Origin of the sequence: Xanthomonas bonasiae (assembly GCF_014836395.1) — a bacterium.
GTDB lineage: Bacteria > Pseudomonadota > Gammaproteobacteria > Xanthomonadales > Xanthomonadaceae > Xanthomonas_A > Xanthomonas_A bonasiae.
This window is the reverse complement of record NZ_JACSQX010000006.1, coordinates 345,568-365,148: the sequence shown is the minus strand read 5'-3', so window position 1 is coordinate 365,148 and position 19,581 is coordinate 345,568. Positions and strand designations below refer to the sequence as shown.

Sequence of the window (19,581 nt, the reverse complement as noted above, 5' to 3'; positions counted from 1 at the left end):
CCGCAACGGAGCGACGCATGACCGCTTTCGATTCACCTGCTGTTTCCCTGGCCGCAGTGCGGTCCGCTGCCGCGCCGCAGCGCAGGCCGCTCTGGTGCGCCGCCGCGTTGCTGGCGATCGCACTGCTGCACAGCCTGCCGGCGCACGCCGAAGGCCGGCTGCGCATCGCCAAGCAGTACGGCATCGTCTATCTGCTGCTGGACGTGGCCCAGCAGCAGAAGCTGATCGAGAAGCACGGCAAGGCCGCCGGCATCGACATCGCGGTGGAAACCGTGCAGCTGTCCGGCGGCGCCGCCGCCAACGACGCGTTGCTGTCCGGCTCGATCGACGTGGCCGGCGCCGGGGTCGGCCCGCTGTTCACGCTGTGGGACCGCACCCGCGGGCGCCAGAACGTGCGCGGCGTGGCCTCGCTGGGCAACTTTCCCTACTACCTGATCAGCAACGATCCGCGGATCAAGACCCTGGACGACTTCGGCCCGCGCGACCGCATCGCGGTGCCGGCGGTCGGCGTGTCGGTGCAATCGCGGCTGCTGCAGCACGCCTCGGCGCAGCGCTGGGGCGAGAAGGCCTACAACCGGCTGGATACGCAGCAGGTGGCGTTGCCGCATCCCGACGCGGCCGCGGCGATCATCCGCGGCGGCACCGAGATCACCGCGCACTTCGCCAGCCCGCCGTTCCAGGAGCAGGAACTGGCGCGCAATCCGAAGGCGCACATCGTGCTGGACTCGTACGCGATCGAAGGCGGCCCGACCTCGGCCACGGTGCTGTACGCCACCGAGAAATTCCGCCGCGACAATCCCAAGACCTACCAGGCCTTCGTCGCCGCGCTGGCCGAGGCCGCCAGCTTCGTGCAGCGCCAGCCGGAACAGGCGGCGGACCTGTTCGTGCGCGCCAACGGCGGCAAGATCGACCGCGCGCTGGTGCTGCGCATCCTCAAGGACCCGAAGGTGCAGTTCAAGACCGCACCGCAGAACACGCTCAAGCTCGGCCAGTTCCTGTACCGGATCGGCGCGATCAAACAGGCGCCCGGCGCGGTCAATGAGTATTTCTTCGACAGCGCGCAGGTCGCCGGAGGCAGCTGAGATGAGCGCATTCGCACTGACGCCGGCGCCGCTGCTGCAGGTCGAGCGGGTCAGCCTGGAATACGCCACGGGACAGCGCGTGGTGCGTGCCACGCACCAGGTCAGCTTCGACGTGTACGCCGGCGACCGCCTGGTCCTGCTAGGCCCGTCCGGATGCGGCAAATCGACCCTGCTCAAGGCCATCGCCGGCTTCGTCGCACCGAGCGAGGGACAGATCCGCCTGGACGGACAGACGCTGCGCGCGCCGGGACCGGACCGGGTGGTGGTGTTCCAGGAGTTCGACCAGTTGGCGCCATGGAAGACGGTACGCCAGAACGTCGCCTTCGGCCTGCGCGCGGCGCGCAAGCTGGGGCGTCGCGAAGCGGCCGAGCGCGCGGACCACTACCTGCAGAAGGTCGGGTTGTCCGCGTTCGCCGATGCCTATCCGCACACCTTGTCCGGCGGCATGAAGCAGCGCGTGGCGATCGCGCGGGCGCTGGCGATGCAGCCGCGCGTGCTGCTGATGGACGAGCCGTTCGCCGCGCTCGACGCGCTGACCCGCCAGCGCATGCAGGAACAGGTGCTGGAACTGTGGGACGAGTTGCGCTTCACCCTGCTGTTCGTGACCCATTCGATCGACGAGGCCTTGCTGATCGGCAACCGCGTGGTGCTGCTGTCGCCGCATCCGGGCCAGGTCCGCGCCGAACTCAATAGCCATGGCTTCGGCCCGGCCAGTCTCGGCAGTGCGCCGTTCCAGCAGGCCGCGCAACGCATTCACAGGCTGCTGTTCGACCCGCCCGGCGGCGACGCCTCTGCCTCCGAGGCGGCCGCCGGCAACGTGGCGCCGTTGCGCCGGCGCGCGCCGCTGCGCGAGGTCGCGCCGTGAGCGCCGCCGCGCCGCTGCGGCCGCCGATCCGCGCCGAGTACGAACGCCCGGTCGTTGCCTACGTCGCGACCGCATCGACGCTGGCGCTGCCGCAGCGGCGGCTGCCGGACTGGCTGCGCCAGGCGCTGATCCTGCTCGCGCTGGCCGGATTGTGGGAAGCGGCCGCGTACTGGCTCGACGACGACCTGCTGCTGCCGGGCTTCGTGCAGACCGCACGCGCGTTCGCCGACGGGCTGTGGTCGGGCGAACTGCCGGGCCGCGTCGGCGCCTCGCTGCGCCTGCTGGCGCAAGGCTATGCGCTGGGCGTGGTGCTGGCCTTCGCGCTGACCGCGCTGGCGGTCTCGACCCGGATCGGCCGCGACCTGCTGGGCACGCTGACCGCGATGTTCAATCCGCTGCCGGCGATCGCCCTGCTGCCGCTGGCGCTGCTGTGGTTCGGCCTGGGCAACGGCAGCCTGGTGTTCGTGCTGGTGCACGCGGTGGTGTGGCCGCTGGCGCTGAACACCTACGCCGGCTTCCAGGGCGTGCCGGAGACATTGCGCATGGCCGGGCGCAATTATGGATTGCGCGGGCTGCGCTACGTCGTCGCGATCCTGGTGCCGGCCGCGCTGCCGGCGATCCTGTCCGGCCTGAAGATCGCCTGGGCCTTCGCCTGGCGCACGCTGATCGCCGCCGAACTGGTGTTCGGCGCCACCTCCGGCCAGGGCGGCCTGGGCTGGTACATCTTCCAGAACCGCAACGAGCTGTACACCGACCGCGTGTTCGCCGGGCTGGCGATGGTGATCCTGCTCGGCCTGCTGGTGGAAGGCGCCGGCTTCCGCGTGCTGGAGCGGCTCACCGTGCGCCGCTGGGGCATGCAGCGCTGAGACGCTGGCCGGCACAAGCACGCTGCGCGCAGCGGGCGCGGAACTTGACGGCCGCCCTCGCCTTCGCCGAGCATCGCGGCGACTGCCGCTGCCGCTTCGTGCGCAGATCGGCCCGCGCCCGGTCAGCATCGGCGAGCACGGGGACCATGCCGGCAAGCGACAGTCCATCGCACAGCGCGTCCGCCCCAGCGAACGCGGTCGTTGCACGCAACGGCGTGCCGTACCTGGCCTGCATCATGGCCGAGACCCGCAGCGGCCCGTACTACATCGCCACCGCACCGACGCCGCAGGCGCTCGATGGCTTGGGCAAGACCCTGCGCGAGCGCAACAGCGTGCGCGGGCAAACCGAAGATCCGGTCGCGATCCTTGCGGTGTGGTACGAGGAGTGCGAGAACGAAGTGGCCGCCTTGCTCCGCGCCGCGGAGATCTCCCGGCTCAGCCATTGCTGGCAGCGCGGCTTGATCGAGTCGTTCAACCCGCAGTGGCTCGACCTCAGCGGGCTATCGGTCGGTTTTCCATGGATCTTCACCCTGCCCGAGCGCAAGGGATTGAGCTACCACCTGGTGACCGACCTGTAGCCCGGCGCCGCGGCGCGCTGCCTGCGCCGGGTAAAAAAAGGGAAGGCGCCAGTCCCGGCCGCCTTCCCACCCTGGCGCTGCGCCGGCAGCGGCGTTCAACGCTCGGCGGGCGCCGGCTCCACCCACTGCGCGAACACCGCGGCTATTTTGGCATCGGCCACCGGCTTGCCCTGCTGCACCGCCTCGGCCTGCTCGAACAGCGGCATGATCATCGCCATGCCGTCGAGCTTGGTCTTCAGGTGCACGCCCGGCGGCTTGCCGAGGAAGGCGTCCCAGTGCGCGCGCACCTTGGCCCAGTAGCCTTGCGTCGCCTTCCAGTAGGCGTAGGCCGGCGTGAAGTCGACCTCCTCGGTCTTGACGTAGTCGTTGAAGCCGAATTCGCGCGCGATCGGCTGCTGGCTGCCGTCGGGCTTGCGCAACACCTTGGTGTTGAACTGCTCGTGGGTCCAGCCGGCCGGGGTCAGCGTGTGCCGGTTGATCACCGCCAGCGCGTTGTAGTCGCTGCGCTTGGTGTATTCGCGGCGCGGCAACGGACGCCAGCTCAGGTCGCTGGTCCAGGTCGGGTGGCCGTCGGCGTAGTCCCAGCGGCCGGTGCCGCAGTAGCGCGGCGCGTCGCTGACTTCGTACACGCATTGGGTCCAGGCGCCGCGGGTCGCGGCAGCGGCGAGCGGGCGCACCTGCCAGGTCTGGTCGGCGCTGAATTCGAAACGCTGCGGCGCCTCGTAGCTCCAGTCCTGGCGCCAGTGCTTGGTCACGTGGCCGCTCTTGGTGTCGACCAGCAGATGCTGCAGCACCACCTTGCGCGGGCTGTCCTCGACCACGATCACCACTTCGTTGGCGCCGCTGCGCATCGCCGGCGCGCGCTCGTACCCGGGCTTGAGCAGGACGGTCTCGTCGAAGGCGAAATCCACCATGTACTCGCCTTGCATCGCCAGGATGCTGGTGCGGTCGCGTTGCGGATCGGCGTCCTGGGCGTGGGCCAGGCCGGTAGCGGCGAGCAAGAGCAGCAGAAGCGGTGATTTCATCGTCGTGGTCGGTCGCGGTAGCTGAGGAAAAAAGGAGAACTGCGCCCTACAGGCGCAGCAGCGGCCACGGCCGTTGCGGATCGTGGCGCGCGGCCGCCAGGCCGGCGCGGGCGCAGCAGCAGTCGTCGACCAGCACTTCGCCCTCGGCCGCCTCCAGCCGCGCGATGCGCCGGGCGATGCTGGCACCCAGCGGCGACACGCTGGCGACGCTGGCCGCCAGTTCGCCGTCGCTGGCGTGCAGGCGCAGCGCCCGCGCGCGCCAGCTGTCGCCGCTCAGGCGGCCGGCCACGCGTCGCCACAGGCGTTCGGCGACGCCGGCATCGGCGCTGCCGCTGTGCACCGCGGGCAACGCGGACAGCAAGGCGTCCCAGGCGACGAAATCGCTGTCCGGCAGCAGATACAGGCGCCAGCAGCAGCGTTCCTGGCGATCGTAGAAGCACAGGCTTTCGAGCAATCCGTCGCTGTCCACGCCGAGCTGCGCGCCGACGCGCAGCGCATGGTTCCAGCCCATCAGTTCCGTGCCCAGCTGCGCGCGGTACAGGCATAGAACGGTGCCCAGCGCCGCCAGCTGCGCCGGGCGCGGCAGCGGCGCGGATGCGGCGATCCGGGTCGCGTCGGTGGTCGCTGGCGCCGCCTTGCCCATGCGCCGCTACCAGTCCAGCGCCAGGCTGACCGAGACGTTGCGTCCGGCGCCGGTGTAGCGGTCCAGCACCGCGCTGCTGGCCAGGGTCGCGCTGGGCAGGGTGTTCCAGTCGATATAGCGGCGATCGGCCAGGTTGAACACGCCGACGTTGAGCCGCGCGCCGGGGGTGAAGTTCCAGTGCGCCAGCAGGTCCAGCGTCGCATAGCCGGACGGCGTGTAGTACGTCGCCGACGCCGGGCGTTTCTTCTTCGCCACGAAGGTGCCGACCAGTTGCGCGCCCCAGGTCTGGCGGTCGTAGGCCAGGCCGAGCACGCCGCGCAGCGGATCGATCGAGTTCAGCGGCGTGGCGTCGGTCTTGTTGTCGCCACGCGCATAGGCGGCGCTGGAATGCAGCGACCACCCGGCCCAGCGCGCGGACAGCGCGCCGAAATCGACGCCGGCCTTGGCCTCCACGCCCTTGATCACCACGTGGTCGACGTTGCGCGACTGGTACAGCATCAGGCCGTCGGCGTTGTAGCCGACGAAGCTGTAGGACTCGATGAAGTCGCGGTAGTCGTTGTAGTAGCCGCTCAGGCCGAAATACCCGGCCGCCGCGGTGTAGCGCAGGCCCAACTCGGCGCCCTTGCTGGTCTCCGGCTTCAGGTCCGGATTGGCGATGGCGGTATAGCCGAACTGCAGGTTGGTGAAGCCGATGTTGACGTCGTTGTAGGGCGGCGCGCGGAAGCCGTGCGCGTAGTTGGCGTACAGCGACCACGCATCGTCGATGCGCCAGATCGCGCCGAGCTTGGGCGAGACGTTGCTGTCGGTGACCTTCTCCGCGGCCACGCCGGGATTGTCGACGGCGAAGATCGCATCGACCTGCGGCGACAGCCGGTAGTAGTCCACCCGCAGGCCCGGAATCAGGCTGAAGCGGCCGTCGGCCAGGCGCATCTCGTCCTGCAGGTAGGCGCCGGCCTTGGTGGTCTCGGTGACCGGGAAATCGCGCACCGGGAACGTCTCCACGCCCACGGTCTTGCTGATCGCGCCGGTCGTCAGGTTCTGCGCGTAGCCGTCGCGCTTTTCGTGGGTGTCGCTCCACGACAGGTCGATGCCGTAGCTGAAATCGTGGACCACGCGGCCCTGGTCCACCTGCTTGTGCAGGTTGGCCTGCAGCCCGTACAGGCGCTGGTCGAAGTCGTGCTCCATGTGCCGCAGGGTGTTGTTGCTGCGCCGCTCGTCGGTGCGTTGCAGGCTTTCGCTGTCCTGCCGGTACAGCTGCCACTGCAGGTCGTCGGCGAGCAGCGTGTCGAGCTGGTCCACTTCGTGGGTCAGCGACACGCGGGCGCGGGTCTGGTGGTCGCGGCCGCGCTGCGACAGGATGCTGGAGGTGACGTTGCTCAACGCATCGATGCTGGAGTAGTCCTCGTTGCCTTCCACGGTCAGCTTGAAGCGCTGGTTCGCGCTCGGCGCATACACCAGCTTGCTGAGCAGGCTGCGGCCGTCGCTGCTGAGCGGATTGGGCGCGGTGCGCGCCGCGCCGGTGCTGCGGTTGTCGCCCTGGGTCTCGCTTTCCTGGCCCTGGCGGTGGCTGACCGCGGCCATGCCGCTCCAGCGCTCGCCGCCGAACGCGACCAGCGCGCCGGCGAACAGGCCGTTCCATTCGCTTTCGTAGCCGAATTTCAGGCCCACGTAGCTGTTCTTGCCCGGCGCCAGGTAGTCGGCCGGGTCCTTGGTCACGTAGGCGACCACGCCGCCGAGCGCATCGGAGCCGTACAGCGAGCTGGCCGGGCCGCGCACGATCTCGACGCGCTTGAGCGTTTCCATATCGACGAAGTTGCGGTTGGCGTTGAGATAGCTGCCGAAGCTGAAGGTGTCCGCGACCGGGATGCCGTCGGTCAGCATCAGCACGCGGTTGCCGTCCAGGCCGCGGATGCGGATGCCGCCGATGCCGCTGAAGCGGCCGCTGTTGCCGGTGACCGAGACGCCGGGGCTGTAGCGCAGCAGGTCTTTCAGGTCGTAGACCAGTTCCTGGTCCATCTGCTCGCGATCGATGACATCGACGCTGCTGGGGACATCGACGATGGCGCGCTGGGTGCGCGTGGCGGTGACCTGCAGGCGGTCGAAGTCGCGCGGCGTGGCGGAACTGGATGCATCGACGGCATCGACGGCATCGGTGGCGTCGACGGGTGCGGCATGCGCGCAGGCGGCCAGGGCCAGCCACAGCGCGCCGGTGAGCGGAGCGGTACGGATCATGGAAGTCATCGGTGGGTCGCGAAAAAATCCCGGCCACGCCGGCGCACGCCGGCGCAAGGGCCGAGGAGAGAAACGGTCGCGACTGCGGGCGGCCGCAGCGGACCCATCGGGTCCCGCCAGGTGGCGGCAGTGTCGAGCGGGTGGCCTGGCCGCGCGCTGCGCGGCCGGCCGGCTTACTTGGTCAGGATCAGCTTGTCGTTGCTGGTATGGCGCAGGCGATACACGCGGTCGCCATGCTGGATCAGCACTTCGCGGCGCCCCTTGAGCAGCGCTTCGCTGCCGATCGTCTCTTCGACCGGGACCGCGCGCGGCAGCGCACGCTCGCGCAGGCTCAGGGTTTCGGGGTGACGCAACAGGACGGGTTGAGCGGTCATGGTCGGGCTCCGTACACAGGGGTCGATACGGATGATAATGATTCTCAATAATTAAGCAAGAGCCGTTCTCGTTTGCGACGATTCAAGCTGCAAATAGGAAATAGGTCTTCGACAGTCTCGACGAATCGACCATTGCGCACGGCTCTGGCGAGCCGTGCCCACCCGCCTTCGCGCGAAGGCGGCGCCGGCTCAGGCCACCGCCGCCTCGACCTGCGCCCACCACGCCGGATCCTCGCGCGCGGCCAACGGCAGCGCCTCGAAGTTCTGCAGCAACTGGGCGACGCGGCTGGCGCCGAGGATCACCGTGGACACGTGCGGGTTGCGCAGGCACCAGGCGATCGCCAGCGCCGCCGGCGCCACGCCTTCGGCGGCCGCCAGCGCGGTGAAACGGCGTGCGCGCTCCACGCGGCGCTGCGCGGGCGGCCCGATCACCTCCTCGTGCAGCCAGGCGTTGCCGGCCTGGCCCAGGCGCGAGGCCGGGTCGATGCCGTCGTTGTACTTGCCGGTCAACAGGCCCGAGGCCAGCGGCGACCAGATCGTGGTGCCCAGGCCGAGTTCGGCGTACAGCGGCGCGTATTCGTGCTCCACGCGCTGGCGGTGCAGCAGGTTGTACTGCGGCTGCTCCATCGACGGCCCCTGCAGGCCGAGCGCCTGCGCCACCTGCGCCGCTTCGCGGATGCGTTCGGCCGGCCATTCGGAGGTGCCCCAGTACAGCACCTTGCCCTGCCGGATCAGCGCGTCCATCGCGCGCACGGTTTCCTCCACCGGCGTGTCGGCGTCGGGACGATGGCAGTAGTACAGGTCCAGATAGTCCACCCGCAGCCGCTTCAGCGCGGCATGGCAGGCGTCGGTGACGTGCTTGCGCGACAGCCCGCGCTGGGTCGGGCGCGGTGCGTCGACCGCGCCGAAGTACACCTTGCTGGACACGCAATAGCCGTCGCGCGGCAGCCGCAGGTCGGCGATCACATCGCCCATCACCTGCTCGGCGCGGCCCCGCGCGTAGACCTCGGCGTTGTCGAAGAAGTTGACTCCGTGGTCCCAGGCGGCGGCGATCAGGTTGCGCGCTTCGTCGCGGCCGATCTGTCCGCCGAAGTTGATCCAGGCGCCGAACGACAGCGCCGACAGCTGCAGGCCGGTGGCGCCAAGGCGACGGTAATGCATGCGAATTCCTCCTGCGGTGCGAGCCGGCGAACGTGGCCGGCGGGCGGCCGCACAGTGTAGCGAGGCGAGCGGCACGCGCCCGCACTCCACGCATTGCCTTGATCGGCAACCGATTTCCGGCGCTGAACGGGGTTTGCCTTGCCGCCCGTCACCCCCTGCACTACGCTCCCTCTCTTTGGTCCGGCGATCCAGGGGAAGCAGATGGTCGAGGGTTTGGGGAGGATCGGCTTCGGCCTGTTCGGGTTGGCGGTGCTGATCGGGATCACCTGGTTGTTCTCGAACAACAAGCGCGCGGTGGATTGGAAGCTGGTCGCGACCGGCCTGATGCTGCAGATCGGCTTCGCCTCGCTGGTGCTGCTGGTGCCGGGCGGGCGCGAGGTCTTCAACTGGCTGGGACAGCTGTTCGTGAAGGTGCTGAGCTTCGTCAACGAAGGCTCCAACTTCATCTTCGGCAGCCTGATGGACACCACCAGCAACGGCTTCATCTTCGCCTTCCAGGTGCTGCCGACGATCATCTTCTTCTCCGCGCTGATGGGCGTGCTCTACCACCTGGGGGTGATGCAGGCGGTGGTGCGGGTGATGGCCTGGGCGATCACCAAGGTGATGCGCGTGTCCGGCGCGGAGACCACCAGCGTCTGCGCCAGCGTGTTCATCGGCCAGACCGAGGCGCCGCTGACGGTGCGCCCGTACATTCCGAAGATGACCGAGTCCGAATTGCTGACGATGATGATCGGCGGCATGGCCCACATCGCCGGCGGCGTGCTCGCCGCCTACGTGGGCATGCTCGGCGGCAGCGATCCGGAGCAGCAGGCGTTCTACGCCAAGCACCTGCTGGCGGCGAGCATCATGGCCGCGCCGGCGACGCTGGTGGTGGCCAAGCTGCTGATCCCGGAGACCGGCACGCCGCTGACCCGCGGCACGGTCAAGATGGAAGTGGAGAAGACCACCAGCAACATCATCGACGCGGCCGCCGCCGGCGCCGGCGACGGCCTGCGCCTGGCGCTGAACATCGGCGCGATGCTGCTGGCGTTCATCGCGCTGATCGCGCTGGTCAACGCGCCGCTGACCTGGTTCGGCGATGTCACCGGCCTGGCCGCGGCGATCGGCCGCCCGACCAACCTGTCCACCATCTTCGGCTACCTGCTGGCGCCGATCGCCTGGGTGATCGGCACGCCGTGGGCGGACGCGACCACGGTCGGCTCGCTGATCGGGCAGAAGGTCGTGATCAACGAGTTCGTCGCCTACAGCGAGCTTTCGAAAATCGTCAAGGGCGAGATCCCCGGCATGCAGCTGAGCGAGGAAGGCCGGCTGATCGCCACCTACGCGCTGTGCGGCTTCGCCAACTTCAGCTCGATCGCGATCCAGATCGGCGGCATCGGCGGGCTGGCCCCGGAGCGGCGCCAGGACCTGGCGCGGTTCGGCCTGCGCGCGGTACTCGGCGGTTCGATCGCCACCTTCATGACCGCCACCATCGCCGGCGTGCTGTCGCACTTCGGCTGATGCGATTCCCCTTTCCCCAGTACTTGTTGAGAAGCAGCACATGCCTATGAGTTCGGTCATCGTCGTCGGTTCGTTCAATGTCGACCACGTCTGGCGCTGCGAGACCCTGCCCGCCCCCGGCGCGACCATCGCCGGCCGCTACAGCACCGGCCCCGGCGGCAAGGGCTTCAACCAGGCGGTGGCGGCGGCGCGCGCCGGCGCCCGCACCACCTTCGTGTGCGCGCTCGGCGACGACGCCGGTGGCGCGATGGCGCGCGCGCTGGCGGCGCAGGACGGCATCGATCTGGCCGCCGAGGCCAGCACCGAGCCGACCGGCACCGGCGGCATCTACGTCGACGGCCACGGCCGCAACACCATCGTCATCGGCGCCGGCGCCAACGCCGCGTTGAGCCTGGGCTTCGTGCAGGCGCAACGCGCGCTGCTGGGCTCGGCGCGGGTGCTGCTGGCGCAGCTGGAATCGCCGATCGAGACCATCGAGGCGACCCTGGCGCTGGCGCGCGAGACCGGCCTGACCACGGTCCTCAACGCGGCGCCGGCCAATGCGCAGACCAGCATCGGCCTGCTCAAGCTGGCCGACGTGCTGACCCCGAACGAAACCGAGTTCGCCGCGCTGCTGACGCGCCATGTCGGCGAGCGCGTGGATGCCGACGACGTCGCCGCCACCGATGGCGGCAGCCTGCACGCGCTGTGCCGCAAGCTGCTGCCGGGCGGCACCGTGGTGGTGACGCTGGGCGCGGTGGGCGCGTTCATCTCGCACCCCGAAGAGCGCCAGCGCGGCGACACGCAGCCGTACTACCGCATCGGCGCCGAGGCCGCGCAGACCGTGGACACCACCGGCGCCGGCGATGCGTTCAACGGCGCGCTGGCGGCTTCGCTGGCGCAATCGCCGAACGCCAGCTTCGCCACCCATGTGCGCTTCGCCAACCACTACGCGGCGCGTTCGACCGAAGCCGAAGGCGCTGCCGCGTCGATGCCGCGACTGGTGCCCGACGCCGGCTGAGCCGTCCGCGCCGATCGCGGCCTCCGTTGCCGCGCCCCCAGACCACCGACCCACCGCCCGGCGCCGCGCCGGGCCTGCATCCCGACAAGGAGTTTCCGATGCCGCGTTTTTCCGCCATCTCGTTCGGCGCGCTGTGCGCACTGCTTGCCCCGCTGTCCGCCGTCGCCGCGCAGCGTTGCGACTGGAACAGCACTGCCGCCGACGCCGACCGCGCCGCGGTGACCGTCTCCGCCGACAGCCTGCAACAGGCGATCGCGGCGCACTACGACGACGCCGACCAGGAAGACGGCGCGGCCCTGGCACGCACACTGCTGCAGCGCGCGCAGTCGCCGCAGCTGCCGGGCAAGCTGGAAGGCCGCTGGAAGGTGCGCTCGATCCAGGTCGACCAGCGCTTCGCCTATGCCTACCCCTACTTCAAGGCCGAGATCGCGCGCGATCCCTGCGGCTATCGCCTGAGCAAGACCAGCGGCTCGCAGCGCCGCAGCGGCACGCTGTATCCGCTGGCCAAGGACAGCCGCGAGTTCGCGTTCCTCGGCGCCAGCACGGTCAACGACGATCCGCAGGGCCACTACGCGCCCGGCAACGTCTCGGACGGCACCAATGGCAACAGCGTCGGGCGCCTGGTGGCGCTGGGCCCCGACGAACTGCTGCTGATCCTGGACGGCAACGCCAAGGGCTTCGAGCTGTACCAGCTGATCCGCTGAATCCGCGACCTGCGGCCGGGTCGCGCGCGCGCGCGATCCGGTCGGCGCACGCGCTCGGGCCTGTCCCAGCCTGGTCGCCGCGCTGGCCGCCGCCAACATGGCTGTCCGAGTTGGCAGCGGCCGCGGCGGCGGCGACAATGGCCGCATGCGCATCGGCCCCTACGCGATCGAACCGAAGGTGATCCTGGCGCCGATGGCCGGGGTCACCGACAAGCCGTTCCGGCTGCTGTGCAAGCGCCTGGGTGCCGGCCTGGCGGTGTCGGAGATGACCATTTCCGATCCGCGCTTGTGGCAGACCCGCAAATCGCTGCAGCGCATGGACCATGCCGGCGAACCGGACCCGGTCAGCGTGCAGATCGCCGGCACCGAGCCGCAGCGGCTGGCCGAGGCGGCGCGCTACAACGCCGACCACGGCGCGCAGCTGATCGACATCAACATGGGCTGCCCGGCGAAGAAGGTGTGCAACGCCTGGGCCGGCTCGGCGCTGATGCGCGACGAGGCGCTGGTGGCGCGCATCCTCAGCGCGGTGGTGAACGCCTCGCCGGTGCCGGTGACGCTGAAGATCCGCACCGGCTGGGACTGCGACCACCGCAACGGCCCGGCCATCGCGCGCATCGCCGAGGACTGCGGCATCGCCGCGCTGGCCGTGCATGGCCGCACCCGCGACCAGCACTACAGCGGCCAGGCCGAATACGCCACGATCGCGCAGATCAAGGCCGCGCTGCGCATCCCGGTGATCGCCAACGGCGACATCGATTCGCCGCACAAGGCCGCGCAGGTGCTGGCCGCGACCGGCGCCGATGCGGTGATGGTCGGCCGCGCCGCGCAGGGCCGGCCGTGGATCTTCGGCGAGATCGCGCACTATCTGGCGACCGGCGAACTGCTACCGGCGCCAGCGCTGCCATTCGTGCGCGACACCCTGCTCGGCCACCTGCGGGCGCTGCACGATTTCTACGGCGAAGCGCAGGGCGTGCGCATCGCGCGCAAGCACCTGGGCTGGTATGCCAAGGATCGCCCCGAGAACGCGGCGTTCCGCGCGGTGGTCAATCGCGCCGAGAGCGCCGATGCGCAACTGCGGCTGACGGCCGATTACTTCGACGCGCTGATCGCCGGCGTGTCGCCCGACTTGCCCGCCGCGGCCTGAGCGGCGCGACGCAGCACCACGCCAGGCGTTCGCAGCGGGTTCCTGTCCCAACTGTGCGGCTTTGCCCGCAACCACGCAGGCGCGGCGGCTGGAACGAGCGCGCCCGCGCGGCGGCGTGCCCGTTCGGCCAGATCGACCACAGCGCCACGCGGACAGCAGGCATCCGCACGCGGACCGGGAGGCGGCGGCGATCCCCTAGCCGCTCAGTGCAGCTCGGACTGCGCTGGCGCGCCGACCGGTGTCGTCGCTGCAGGTTCGGTCCAGATCCGCCGCCACATCCGCGCCAGCGCCGCGCCGATCTGCCCGCGCGCGACCGGGGCGCGATACGCGGCCTGCAGCTGGCGCGGCGCGATCGCCTGCCAGCCATCGCCGTGCTGCCGCGCCACCGCGAAGTTGAAGTTGTAGTCCGGCTCCAGGCCCATGCGCAGGTCGCTGAGCACCAGTTCGCCGTCCTTGACCTGGGCGCGCATGAAACCGCGGTTGAACCAGGTCAGCCGCTGCACCGCCGGCAAGGCGCGCACTTCGCCCAGCGCCTGGGTGTTGGACGGATAGCCCTGGAAGCGCATCGGCCCGCGGTCGGCGACCAGCGAGCGCTCGCCGATCACATAGCCGCTCGGCGTCATCGCCACCACCCGCCACAACAGCGTGTTGAACGGCATCGGCACCGAGAAGCGCGGCGCGTGCTGCAGGCCCATCGCCGCCAGCGCGCGATCGGCCTGGCGATCGACCAGGTGCTTGGCCAGCAGCGACCAGCCCAGGTAGGCGCTGCTCAGGATCAGCCCGGCCAGCAGCGCCTGCTGCGCCACGCGCCGTGCGCGCGCCCACCAGGCGATGGCGCAGGCCAGGAGCAGCCACAGCGTGTAGCCCGGATCGATGATGAAGACGCTGGACCACATCGTCGGCGGCGGCCGCAATGGCCACCACAGCTGCGTGCCGTAGACGGTGAACGCGTCGAGCAGCGGATGGGTGATCAGCGCCAGCTGGATCGCCCAGAACCAGCGCCGCGGCGCTACGGCCACGCGGCCATGGCCGAAGCGCCGGTACAGCCACCAGATCAGCCAGCCGAGCAGCGGCAGCACGAACAGCGAATGGCTGAAGCTGCGGTGCACCGTCATCAGCGTGACCGGGTCGCGGGTCAGCGGCAGCAGGAGCAGCGAATCGAGGTCGGGCGCGGTGCCGAGCGCGGCGCCGGCCAGCAGCGCGGCGCGGCGATGCGCGGCCGGGGCAATGACGGCAGCGACGGCGGCGCCGAGTACGATCTGGGAAAGGGAATCCATCGGCCGATGCTAGCAGGCACGGCCGTCGCGGCCATGTGCGCGGGCTTGGTCGCCGCCGGTGGTCGCGCCGCAGGTCGCGCGGCGACGGCATGGCGTGCCGGTGTTTGCAGGCGGGGCTTCAGTCCCGACAGTATCCGGACTCGGCAAATTCACTGCTTCGTTCGTCGCGACTGAAGTCGCTCCCACAGGGGAATTGCTGCACACGGGCTGGGTGCACTGCAGGAGGGATGAGTCTGCCGCTTTGTTCGTCGCGGCTGAAGCCGCTCCTACAAGGGCTTGCATTGTGCCGGCTGGGTGCACTGTAGGAGGGGCTTCAGCCCCGACAGACCGGTTCCGAAGCCGGCGGGTCTACGGCTTCGTTCGTCGCGGCTGAAGCCGCTCCTACAAGGGCGTGCATCGTGCCGGCTGGATGCACTGTAGGAGGGGCTTCGGCCCCGACAGACCGGTTCCGAAGCCGGTGGGTCTGCCGGCTCCGTTCGTCGCGGCTGACGCCGCTCCTGCTGGTGAAGCCGGCCTGCGTGGAGGGGATCCTCGCCGCAGGCGCGCGATCACGCCGCCTGCGGCAGGCGCAACACGCGCGGCGCCAAGGTCTCGAGCACCTGACCGGTATGCGACAGCAGCTGCAGCCGACCCTGGTGGTCTTCGCTCAGCGCGGTCAGGCTCTCGACCCAGTCGCCGTCGTTGGCGTAGACCAGGCCGGCGCGCTCGAACAGGCCGGCGCGGTGCACGTGGCCGCAGACCACGCCGTCCAGGCCGCGGCGGCGCGCATCGTCCAGTCCGGCGTCGACGAAGCGCTCGATGTAGCGCTCGGCGGCGCTGCTCTGCCGCTTCAGGTAGTCGGCCAGCGACCAGTAGCGCATGCCGAAGCGGCGGCGCACGCGGTTGGTCAACTGGTTGCCGGTGAGGATGCGGTAGTACAGCCAGTCGCCGAACTTCTCCTGCAGGCCGCCGAACTGGGTGACCGCGTCGTAGTCGTCGCCATGCACCACCAGCAACCGGCGGCCGTCGGCGGTCACGTGCACCGCGCGCCGGCGCACCTGCATCGCCGGCAGCGCCAGGCCGCAGAAGCGGCGGATCGGGCGATCGTGGTTGCCGGGCACGTAGATCAGTTCGGTGCCGCCGCGCGCCAGCGCGTGCAGCGCATCGATCACGCGCTGGTGCGCCGCGCCCCACACCGCGCGGCGCTGCGCCATCCACCAGAAATCGACGATGTCGCCGACCAGATACAGCTGCTTGCACTGCAGGCCGCCGAGGAAATCGGCCAGTTCGCGCGCATGGCAGTGCGGCGCGCCCAGGTGCACGTCGGACACGAACACCGCCCGACGCGGGGGCACAGACAAGCTGCTCACATTGTTCATGCCATCACCTCAGCTTCGCTACGTGGCCGTTCCAGGTAGCGCACGCGCTTCTTGCTGCGAATGCGCTGCAGATCCAGTTCGATCAGGCCGTCGACCGCGTCGTTGAACGCCGGATCGACGCCGAAGGCGAGGAAGCGTGCGCCGCCCGGCTCGCACAGCTCGGTGTATTGCTTGTAGAGCATCGGCACCGCCGCGCCGAGCGCGTCCAGGTTGCCCTTGAGCACCTTGAACGCGGTGTCCGCGTCCAGCGCGTCGAACGCCGGCGGCGCCTGCGAATAGTCGAACGGCCGCGCCGAGGCGGCTTCGCCCAGCGCATCGCCGTAGTAGCGCGCGTAGTAGGCCACGATCTGCTCGCGCGCCTGCCGCGGCAGCGCCGCGCTGATCGAGACCGCGCCGTACAGGTAGCGCACCTGCGGGTAGTCGCGCAGGTAGGCGCCGATGCCCTGCCACAGGTAGTCGATGCTGCGGCTGCCCCAATAGTCGGGCACCACGAAGCTGCGGCCCAACTCCATGCCGGCGGCGATGCGCGGCAGCAGCGCTTCGCCGTAGCGGAACAGCCCGGCGGTGTAGAAGCCGGCCAGGCCGCGCTCGGCCAGCACCGGCGCGCCGCGGGCCACGCGGTAGGCGCCGACCACGCGCGCGGCGGCGCCGTCCCACAGCACGATGTGCTCGTACCAGGTGTCGTAGTCGTCCAGGTCCAGGCGCCGGCCGGTGCCCTCGCCGACCGCGCGGAAGGTCAGCTCGCGCAGGCGGCCGATCTCGCGCAGCAGCGCCGAGCCTGCACGCAGCCGGCCCACGCGGATCTGCTTGCCGTCCACGGTCTGGCCCAGGCTGCGCAGCGTGGCGAGTTCCGCCGCCACCGCGGCCGGCTCCTCCGCCGCGACCAAGGGTTCCTCGCTCGGCGCGGGCACGTCGGCGCCGGCACGGCCCAGCGCATACAGTTCGCGGCGCAGGCCGCGCATCAATTCGGCGTCGGACTGCCCCTGCGGCAGCACCCGGGCGCGGCCCAGGCTCAGCGCGATGCGCCGCTCGCGGCGGGCGAACATCTCCCGCGCCAGCAACGCGGTGCCGGCCGGCTTGAACAGCGCCGAGGCGCCATAGAACAGCGCCGAGTTGCGCGCATGGATGCGCACCGGCAGCACCGGGGTGGCGGTGCGCAGCGCGAAGCGGGTGAAGCCGCGGCGCCAGCGCCCGTCGGCCACCCCGCCCCAGCCCAGCCGCGACACTTCGCCGGCCGGGAACACGATCACGCACTGCTCCTGCTCCAGCGCCTGCTCGATCGCGCGCACGCTGGCCGGCGACGGCGCGCCGCCGAGGATGCGCACCGGCAGCAGCAGCTCGCGCAGGCCTTCCAGCGCCCACAGGAAGTCGTTGGCGACGATCTTCACGTCGCGCCGCACCTGGCCCACGCAATCCAGCAGCGCCAGCGCGTCCAGCGCGCCGGACGGATGGTTGGCGACGATCAGCAGGCGCCCGCGGGCCGGAATGCACTCGGCGGGGGTCGGCGCGACCACGTAGCGCGCCTGCAGGAAATCCATCCCGGCCTGGACCAGGGCGAAGCCGCGCAGTTCGTGACTGGCGTCGAGGAACGCCTCCAGCGCGTCCAGGCCCGACCATTTCTGCAGGCCGCGCAACAGCGGCCGCACCAGCCGCGAGCGGCGCCCGGCGAACCAGTGCGGGTAGCGATCCTGCAGACGACGTTCGAGTGCGAGCACGGCAAGCCCCCTTGCTGACTGCGCACAGCTTCGGCCCCCGCGGCGACACCGATCTTGCAATATGACTACGGCAAAGTGACGCCCGCGGCCCCGCCGGCTGACCGGTTAACCTTGCCCAACGGCGGCGGGGCCACAATGCACAGCACCGCGCGCCCGTGTATCATGCGCGTCCATCTTTTCATCCGAATACAAGGATATAGCCGCGATGTCCAGCTATCTCTTCACCTCCGAGTCGGTCTCCGAAGGCCACCCGGACAAGATCGCCGATCAGATTTCCGATGCGGTGCTCGACGCGATCCTGACCCAGGACAAGCGCGCCCGCGTGGCCTGCGAAACGCTGGTCAAGACCGGCGTGGCGATCGTCGCCGGCGAAATCACCACCAGCGCCTGGATCGACCTGGAAGCGCTGACCCGCAAGGTGATCCTGGACATCGGCTACAACAGCTCCGACGTCGGCTTCGACGGCGAGACCTGCGGCGTGCTCAACCTGATCGGCAAGCAGTCGCCGGACATCAACCAGGGCGTGGACCGCAAGAAGCCGGAAGAACAGGGCGCCGGCGACCAGGGCCTGATGTTCGGCTACGCCACCCGCGAGACCGACAGCTTCATGCCGGCGGCGATCCACCTGTCGCACCGCCTGGTCGAGCAGCAGGCCAAGATCCGCAAGAAGAAGAACTCGCCGCTGGCGTGGCTGCGCCCGGACGCCAAGAGCCAGGTCACCCTGCGCTACGAAGACGGCGTGGCGACCGCGATCGACGCGGTGGTGCTGTCCACCCAGCACGACCCGGACATCAAGCAGAAGCACCTGGTCGAAGCCGTGCGCGAAGAGATCCTCAAGCCGGTGCTGCCGGCCAAGTGGCTGCACAAGGGCACCAAGTTCCACATCAACCCGACTGGCAAGTTCGTGATCGGCGGGCCGGTCGGCGACTGCGGCCTGACCGGGCGCAAGATCATCGTCGACACCTACGGCGGCTGGGCGCGCCACGGCGGCGGCGCGTTCTCCGGCAAGGACCCGTCCAAGGTCGACCGTTCCGCCGCCTACGCGGCGCGCTACGTGGCCAAGAACGTGGTCGCCGCCGGCCTGGCCGACCGCTGCGAAGTGCAGGTCTCCTACGCCATCGGCGTGGCCGAGCCGACCTCGATCTCGGTCACCACCTTCGGCACCGGCAAGATCGCCGACGACAAGATCGAGAAGCTGATCCGCAAGCACTTCGACCTGCGTCCGTTCGGCATCATCCAGATGCTCGACCTGATCCACCCGATGTACCAGCAGACCGCGTCGTACGGCCACTTCGGCCGCACCCCGAAGGCGTTCACCTACACCGACGGCACCGGCGCGCAGCACAGCGCCACCTCGTTCTCGTGGGAAAAGACCGACCGCGCCGACGCGCTGCGCGCGGACGCGAAGCTGAAGTAAGCCGGCGCTTCGGCGCTTGCACGAAAACGGGCCGCATCGCGGCCCGTTTTTTTTCGTCTCGGCGTCGTGACAGAACGCGCATCGCCCCCTGTCGGAGCGGCTCCCGCCGCGACGGGGCGTCACCGGAAGCGCCCGCTCGCGGCTGAAGCCGCTCCTACAACAAGCGGCGGCAACTCTCTTCCGGCAGGCGACACGCCTCACGCCAAGGCAAACCGCGGGAATGCCCTCTCACCCGCGCCGCTGCAACGAGTCCTGCAACACCTTCTGGAACTGCTGCAGCGTGCACAGCTGGGTCTTGGCGTCGCTGCAGCCCGGCACGTGCAGGGTCTGCAGCAGCGGCGGCTTGCGCAGGCTCAGCGGGGTCAGCTCGCGCAGCTGGTCCAGCGATTGCGCCTGGTAGCGCAGGCGCACGTAGCGCTGGCCGCTGCGCGTGTCGCGCAGTTGCTCGAGCACCAGCGCGCCGCCCGGCGGCGAGTCGTCGCGGCCGAAGCCGGGCAGATGGAAGTGCAGGTCGAGCAAGCCGCTGAGCGCGGCGATATGGGTATCGCTGGCGACCAGCACGCTCAGCTTCGGCGCCTCCGCCACGCCCAGCGTGTCCAGCACCCGCCGCGCCAGCGGCGCGCCGGCGCGGGGGGGGGGG

General features: G+C 70.1%; 17 protein-coding genes and 1 pseudogene. 9 read left to right on the top strand and 9 right to left on the bottom strand.

Annotation, left to right across the window (positions count from 1 at the left end):
* Positions 1–17: 17 nt before the first annotated feature.
* The 4 genes from H9658_RS12145 (at position 18) to H9658_RS12130 (ending at position 3,391) form a co-directional block, all read left to right on the top strand.
* Complete coding sequence (locus H9658_RS12145) at positions 18–1,082, top strand: ABC transporter substrate-binding protein (protein WP_191825522.1); 1,065 nt, start codon at positions 18–20, stop codon at positions 1,080–1,082.
* 1 nt (position 1,083) lies between these two features.
* Entirely contained in the window at positions 1,084–1,947 is an 864-nt protein-coding gene (locus H9658_RS12140; protein WP_191825521.1) for an ABC transporter ATP-binding protein, read from the top strand.
* Entirely contained in the window at positions 1,944–2,813 is an 870-nt protein-coding gene (locus tag H9658_RS12135; RefSeq protein WP_191825520.1) for an ABC transporter permease, read from the top strand. Before H9658_RS12140 ends, H9658_RS12135 begins: the two co-directional genes overlap by 4 nt.
* Positions 2,814–3,049: 236 nt before the next feature.
* Positions 3,050–3,391: a GIY-YIG nuclease family protein gene (locus tag H9658_RS12130; RefSeq protein ID WP_225209910.1), complete on the top strand. Its 342-nt coding sequence runs from the start codon at positions 3,050–3,052 to the stop codon at positions 3,389–3,391.
* Between the two features lie 95 nt (positions 3,392–3,486).
* On the opposite strand, the gene H9658_RS12125 is transcribed toward H9658_RS12130, so the two are convergent.
* The 5 genes from H9658_RS12125 to H9658_RS12105 form a co-directional block, all read right to left on the bottom strand.
* Positions 3,487–4,416, bottom strand: coding sequence for a DUF6607 family protein (locus tag H9658_RS12125; RefSeq protein ID WP_191825519.1), 930 nt, complete (start codon positions 4,414–4,416; stop codon positions 3,487–3,489).
* 46 nt (positions 4,417–4,462) lie between these two features.
* Complete coding sequence (locus H9658_RS12120; protein ID WP_179568317.1) at positions 4,463–5,059, bottom strand: ChuX/HutX family heme-like substrate-binding protein; 597 nt, start codon at positions 5,057–5,059, stop codon at positions 4,463–4,465.
* A gap of 6 nt (positions 5,060–5,065) precedes the next feature.
* On the bottom strand, positions 5,066–7,291 hold the full coding sequence (locus H9658_RS12115) for a TonB-dependent hemoglobin/transferrin/lactoferrin family receptor (RefSeq protein ID WP_191825518.1): 2,226 nt from the start codon (positions 7,289–7,291) through the stop codon (positions 5,066–5,068).
* Positions 7,292–7,464: 173 nt separating this feature from the next.
* Complete coding sequence (gene hemP / locus H9658_RS12110; protein ID WP_179568321.1) at positions 7,465–7,665, bottom strand: hemin uptake protein HemP; 201 nt, start codon at positions 7,663–7,665, stop codon at positions 7,465–7,467.
* 189 nt (positions 7,666–7,854) lie between these two features.
* A complete protein-coding gene (locus tag H9658_RS12105; protein WP_191825517.1) occupies positions 7,855–8,826 on the bottom strand; it encodes an aldo/keto reductase in 972 nt (323 codons plus the stop codon).
* A 201-nt stretch (positions 8,827–9,027) separates the two neighbouring features.
* Between H9658_RS12105 and H9658_RS12100 the strand changes: the two genes are divergently transcribed.
* The 4 genes from H9658_RS12100 to dusB all read left to right on the top strand — a co-directional run bounded on the left by H9658_RS12100 (position 9,028) and on the right by dusB (position 13,174).
* A complete protein-coding gene (locus tag H9658_RS12100) occupies positions 9,028–10,326 on the top strand; it encodes a NupC/NupG family nucleoside CNT transporter (RefSeq protein ID WP_191825516.1) in 1,299 nt (432 codons plus the stop codon).
* A 46-nt stretch (positions 10,327–10,372) separates the two neighbouring features.
* Positions 10,373–11,326 carry a ribokinase gene (locus tag H9658_RS12095; protein ID WP_179569391.1) on the top strand — a complete coding sequence of 318 codons (954 nt, stop codon included), beginning with the start codon at positions 10,373–10,375 and terminating at the stop codon, positions 11,324–11,326.
* A 98-nt stretch (positions 11,327–11,424) separates the two neighbouring features.
* Positions 11,425–12,030, top strand: coding sequence for a DUF4893 domain-containing protein (locus tag H9658_RS12090; RefSeq protein WP_191825515.1), 606 nt, complete (start codon positions 11,425–11,427; stop codon positions 12,028–12,030).
* 145 nt (positions 12,031–12,175) lie between these two features.
* A complete protein-coding gene (gene dusB / locus H9658_RS12085) occupies positions 12,176–13,174 on the top strand; it encodes a tRNA dihydrouridine synthase DusB (RefSeq protein WP_191825547.1) in 999 nt (332 codons plus the stop codon).
* A 203-nt stretch (positions 13,175–13,377) separates the two neighbouring features.
* On the opposite strand, the gene H9658_RS12080 is transcribed toward dusB, so the two are convergent.
* From H9658_RS12080 to H9658_RS12070, 3 genes are all read right to left on the bottom strand, one after another.
* On the bottom strand, positions 13,378–14,451 hold the full coding sequence (locus tag H9658_RS12080; protein WP_191825514.1) for a metal-dependent hydrolase: 1,074 nt from the start codon (positions 14,449–14,451) through the stop codon (positions 13,378–13,380).
* Between the two features lie 548 nt (positions 14,452–14,999).
* The gene (locus H9658_RS12075; protein ID WP_191825513.1) at positions 15,000–15,809 is read right to left on the bottom strand and encodes a UDP-2,3-diacylglucosamine diphosphatase; all 810 of its coding nucleotides are present in this window, start codon (positions 15,807–15,809) and stop codon (positions 15,000–15,002) included.
* The gene (locus H9658_RS12070) at positions 15,806–17,524 is read right to left on the bottom strand and encodes a lysophospholipid acyltransferase family protein (RefSeq protein WP_191825512.1); all 1,719 of its coding nucleotides are present in this window, start codon (positions 17,522–17,524) and stop codon (positions 15,806–15,808) included. Before H9658_RS12070 ends, H9658_RS12075 begins: the two co-directional genes overlap by 4 nt.
* 205 nt (positions 17,525–17,729) lie before the next feature.
* Here H9658_RS12070 and metK point away from each other — a divergent pair, with 205 nt between their 5' ends.
* Positions 17,730–18,941, top strand: coding sequence for a methionine adenosyltransferase (metK, locus tag H9658_RS12065; protein WP_191825511.1), 1,212 nt, complete (start codon positions 17,730–17,732; stop codon positions 18,939–18,941).
* A gap of 228 nt (positions 18,942–19,169) precedes the next feature.
* Here the strand turns inward: metK and H9658_RS22960 are convergent.
* Positions 19,170–19,581, bottom strand: a pseudogene (locus tag H9658_RS22960) (histidine-type phosphatase); the annotation flags it as partial.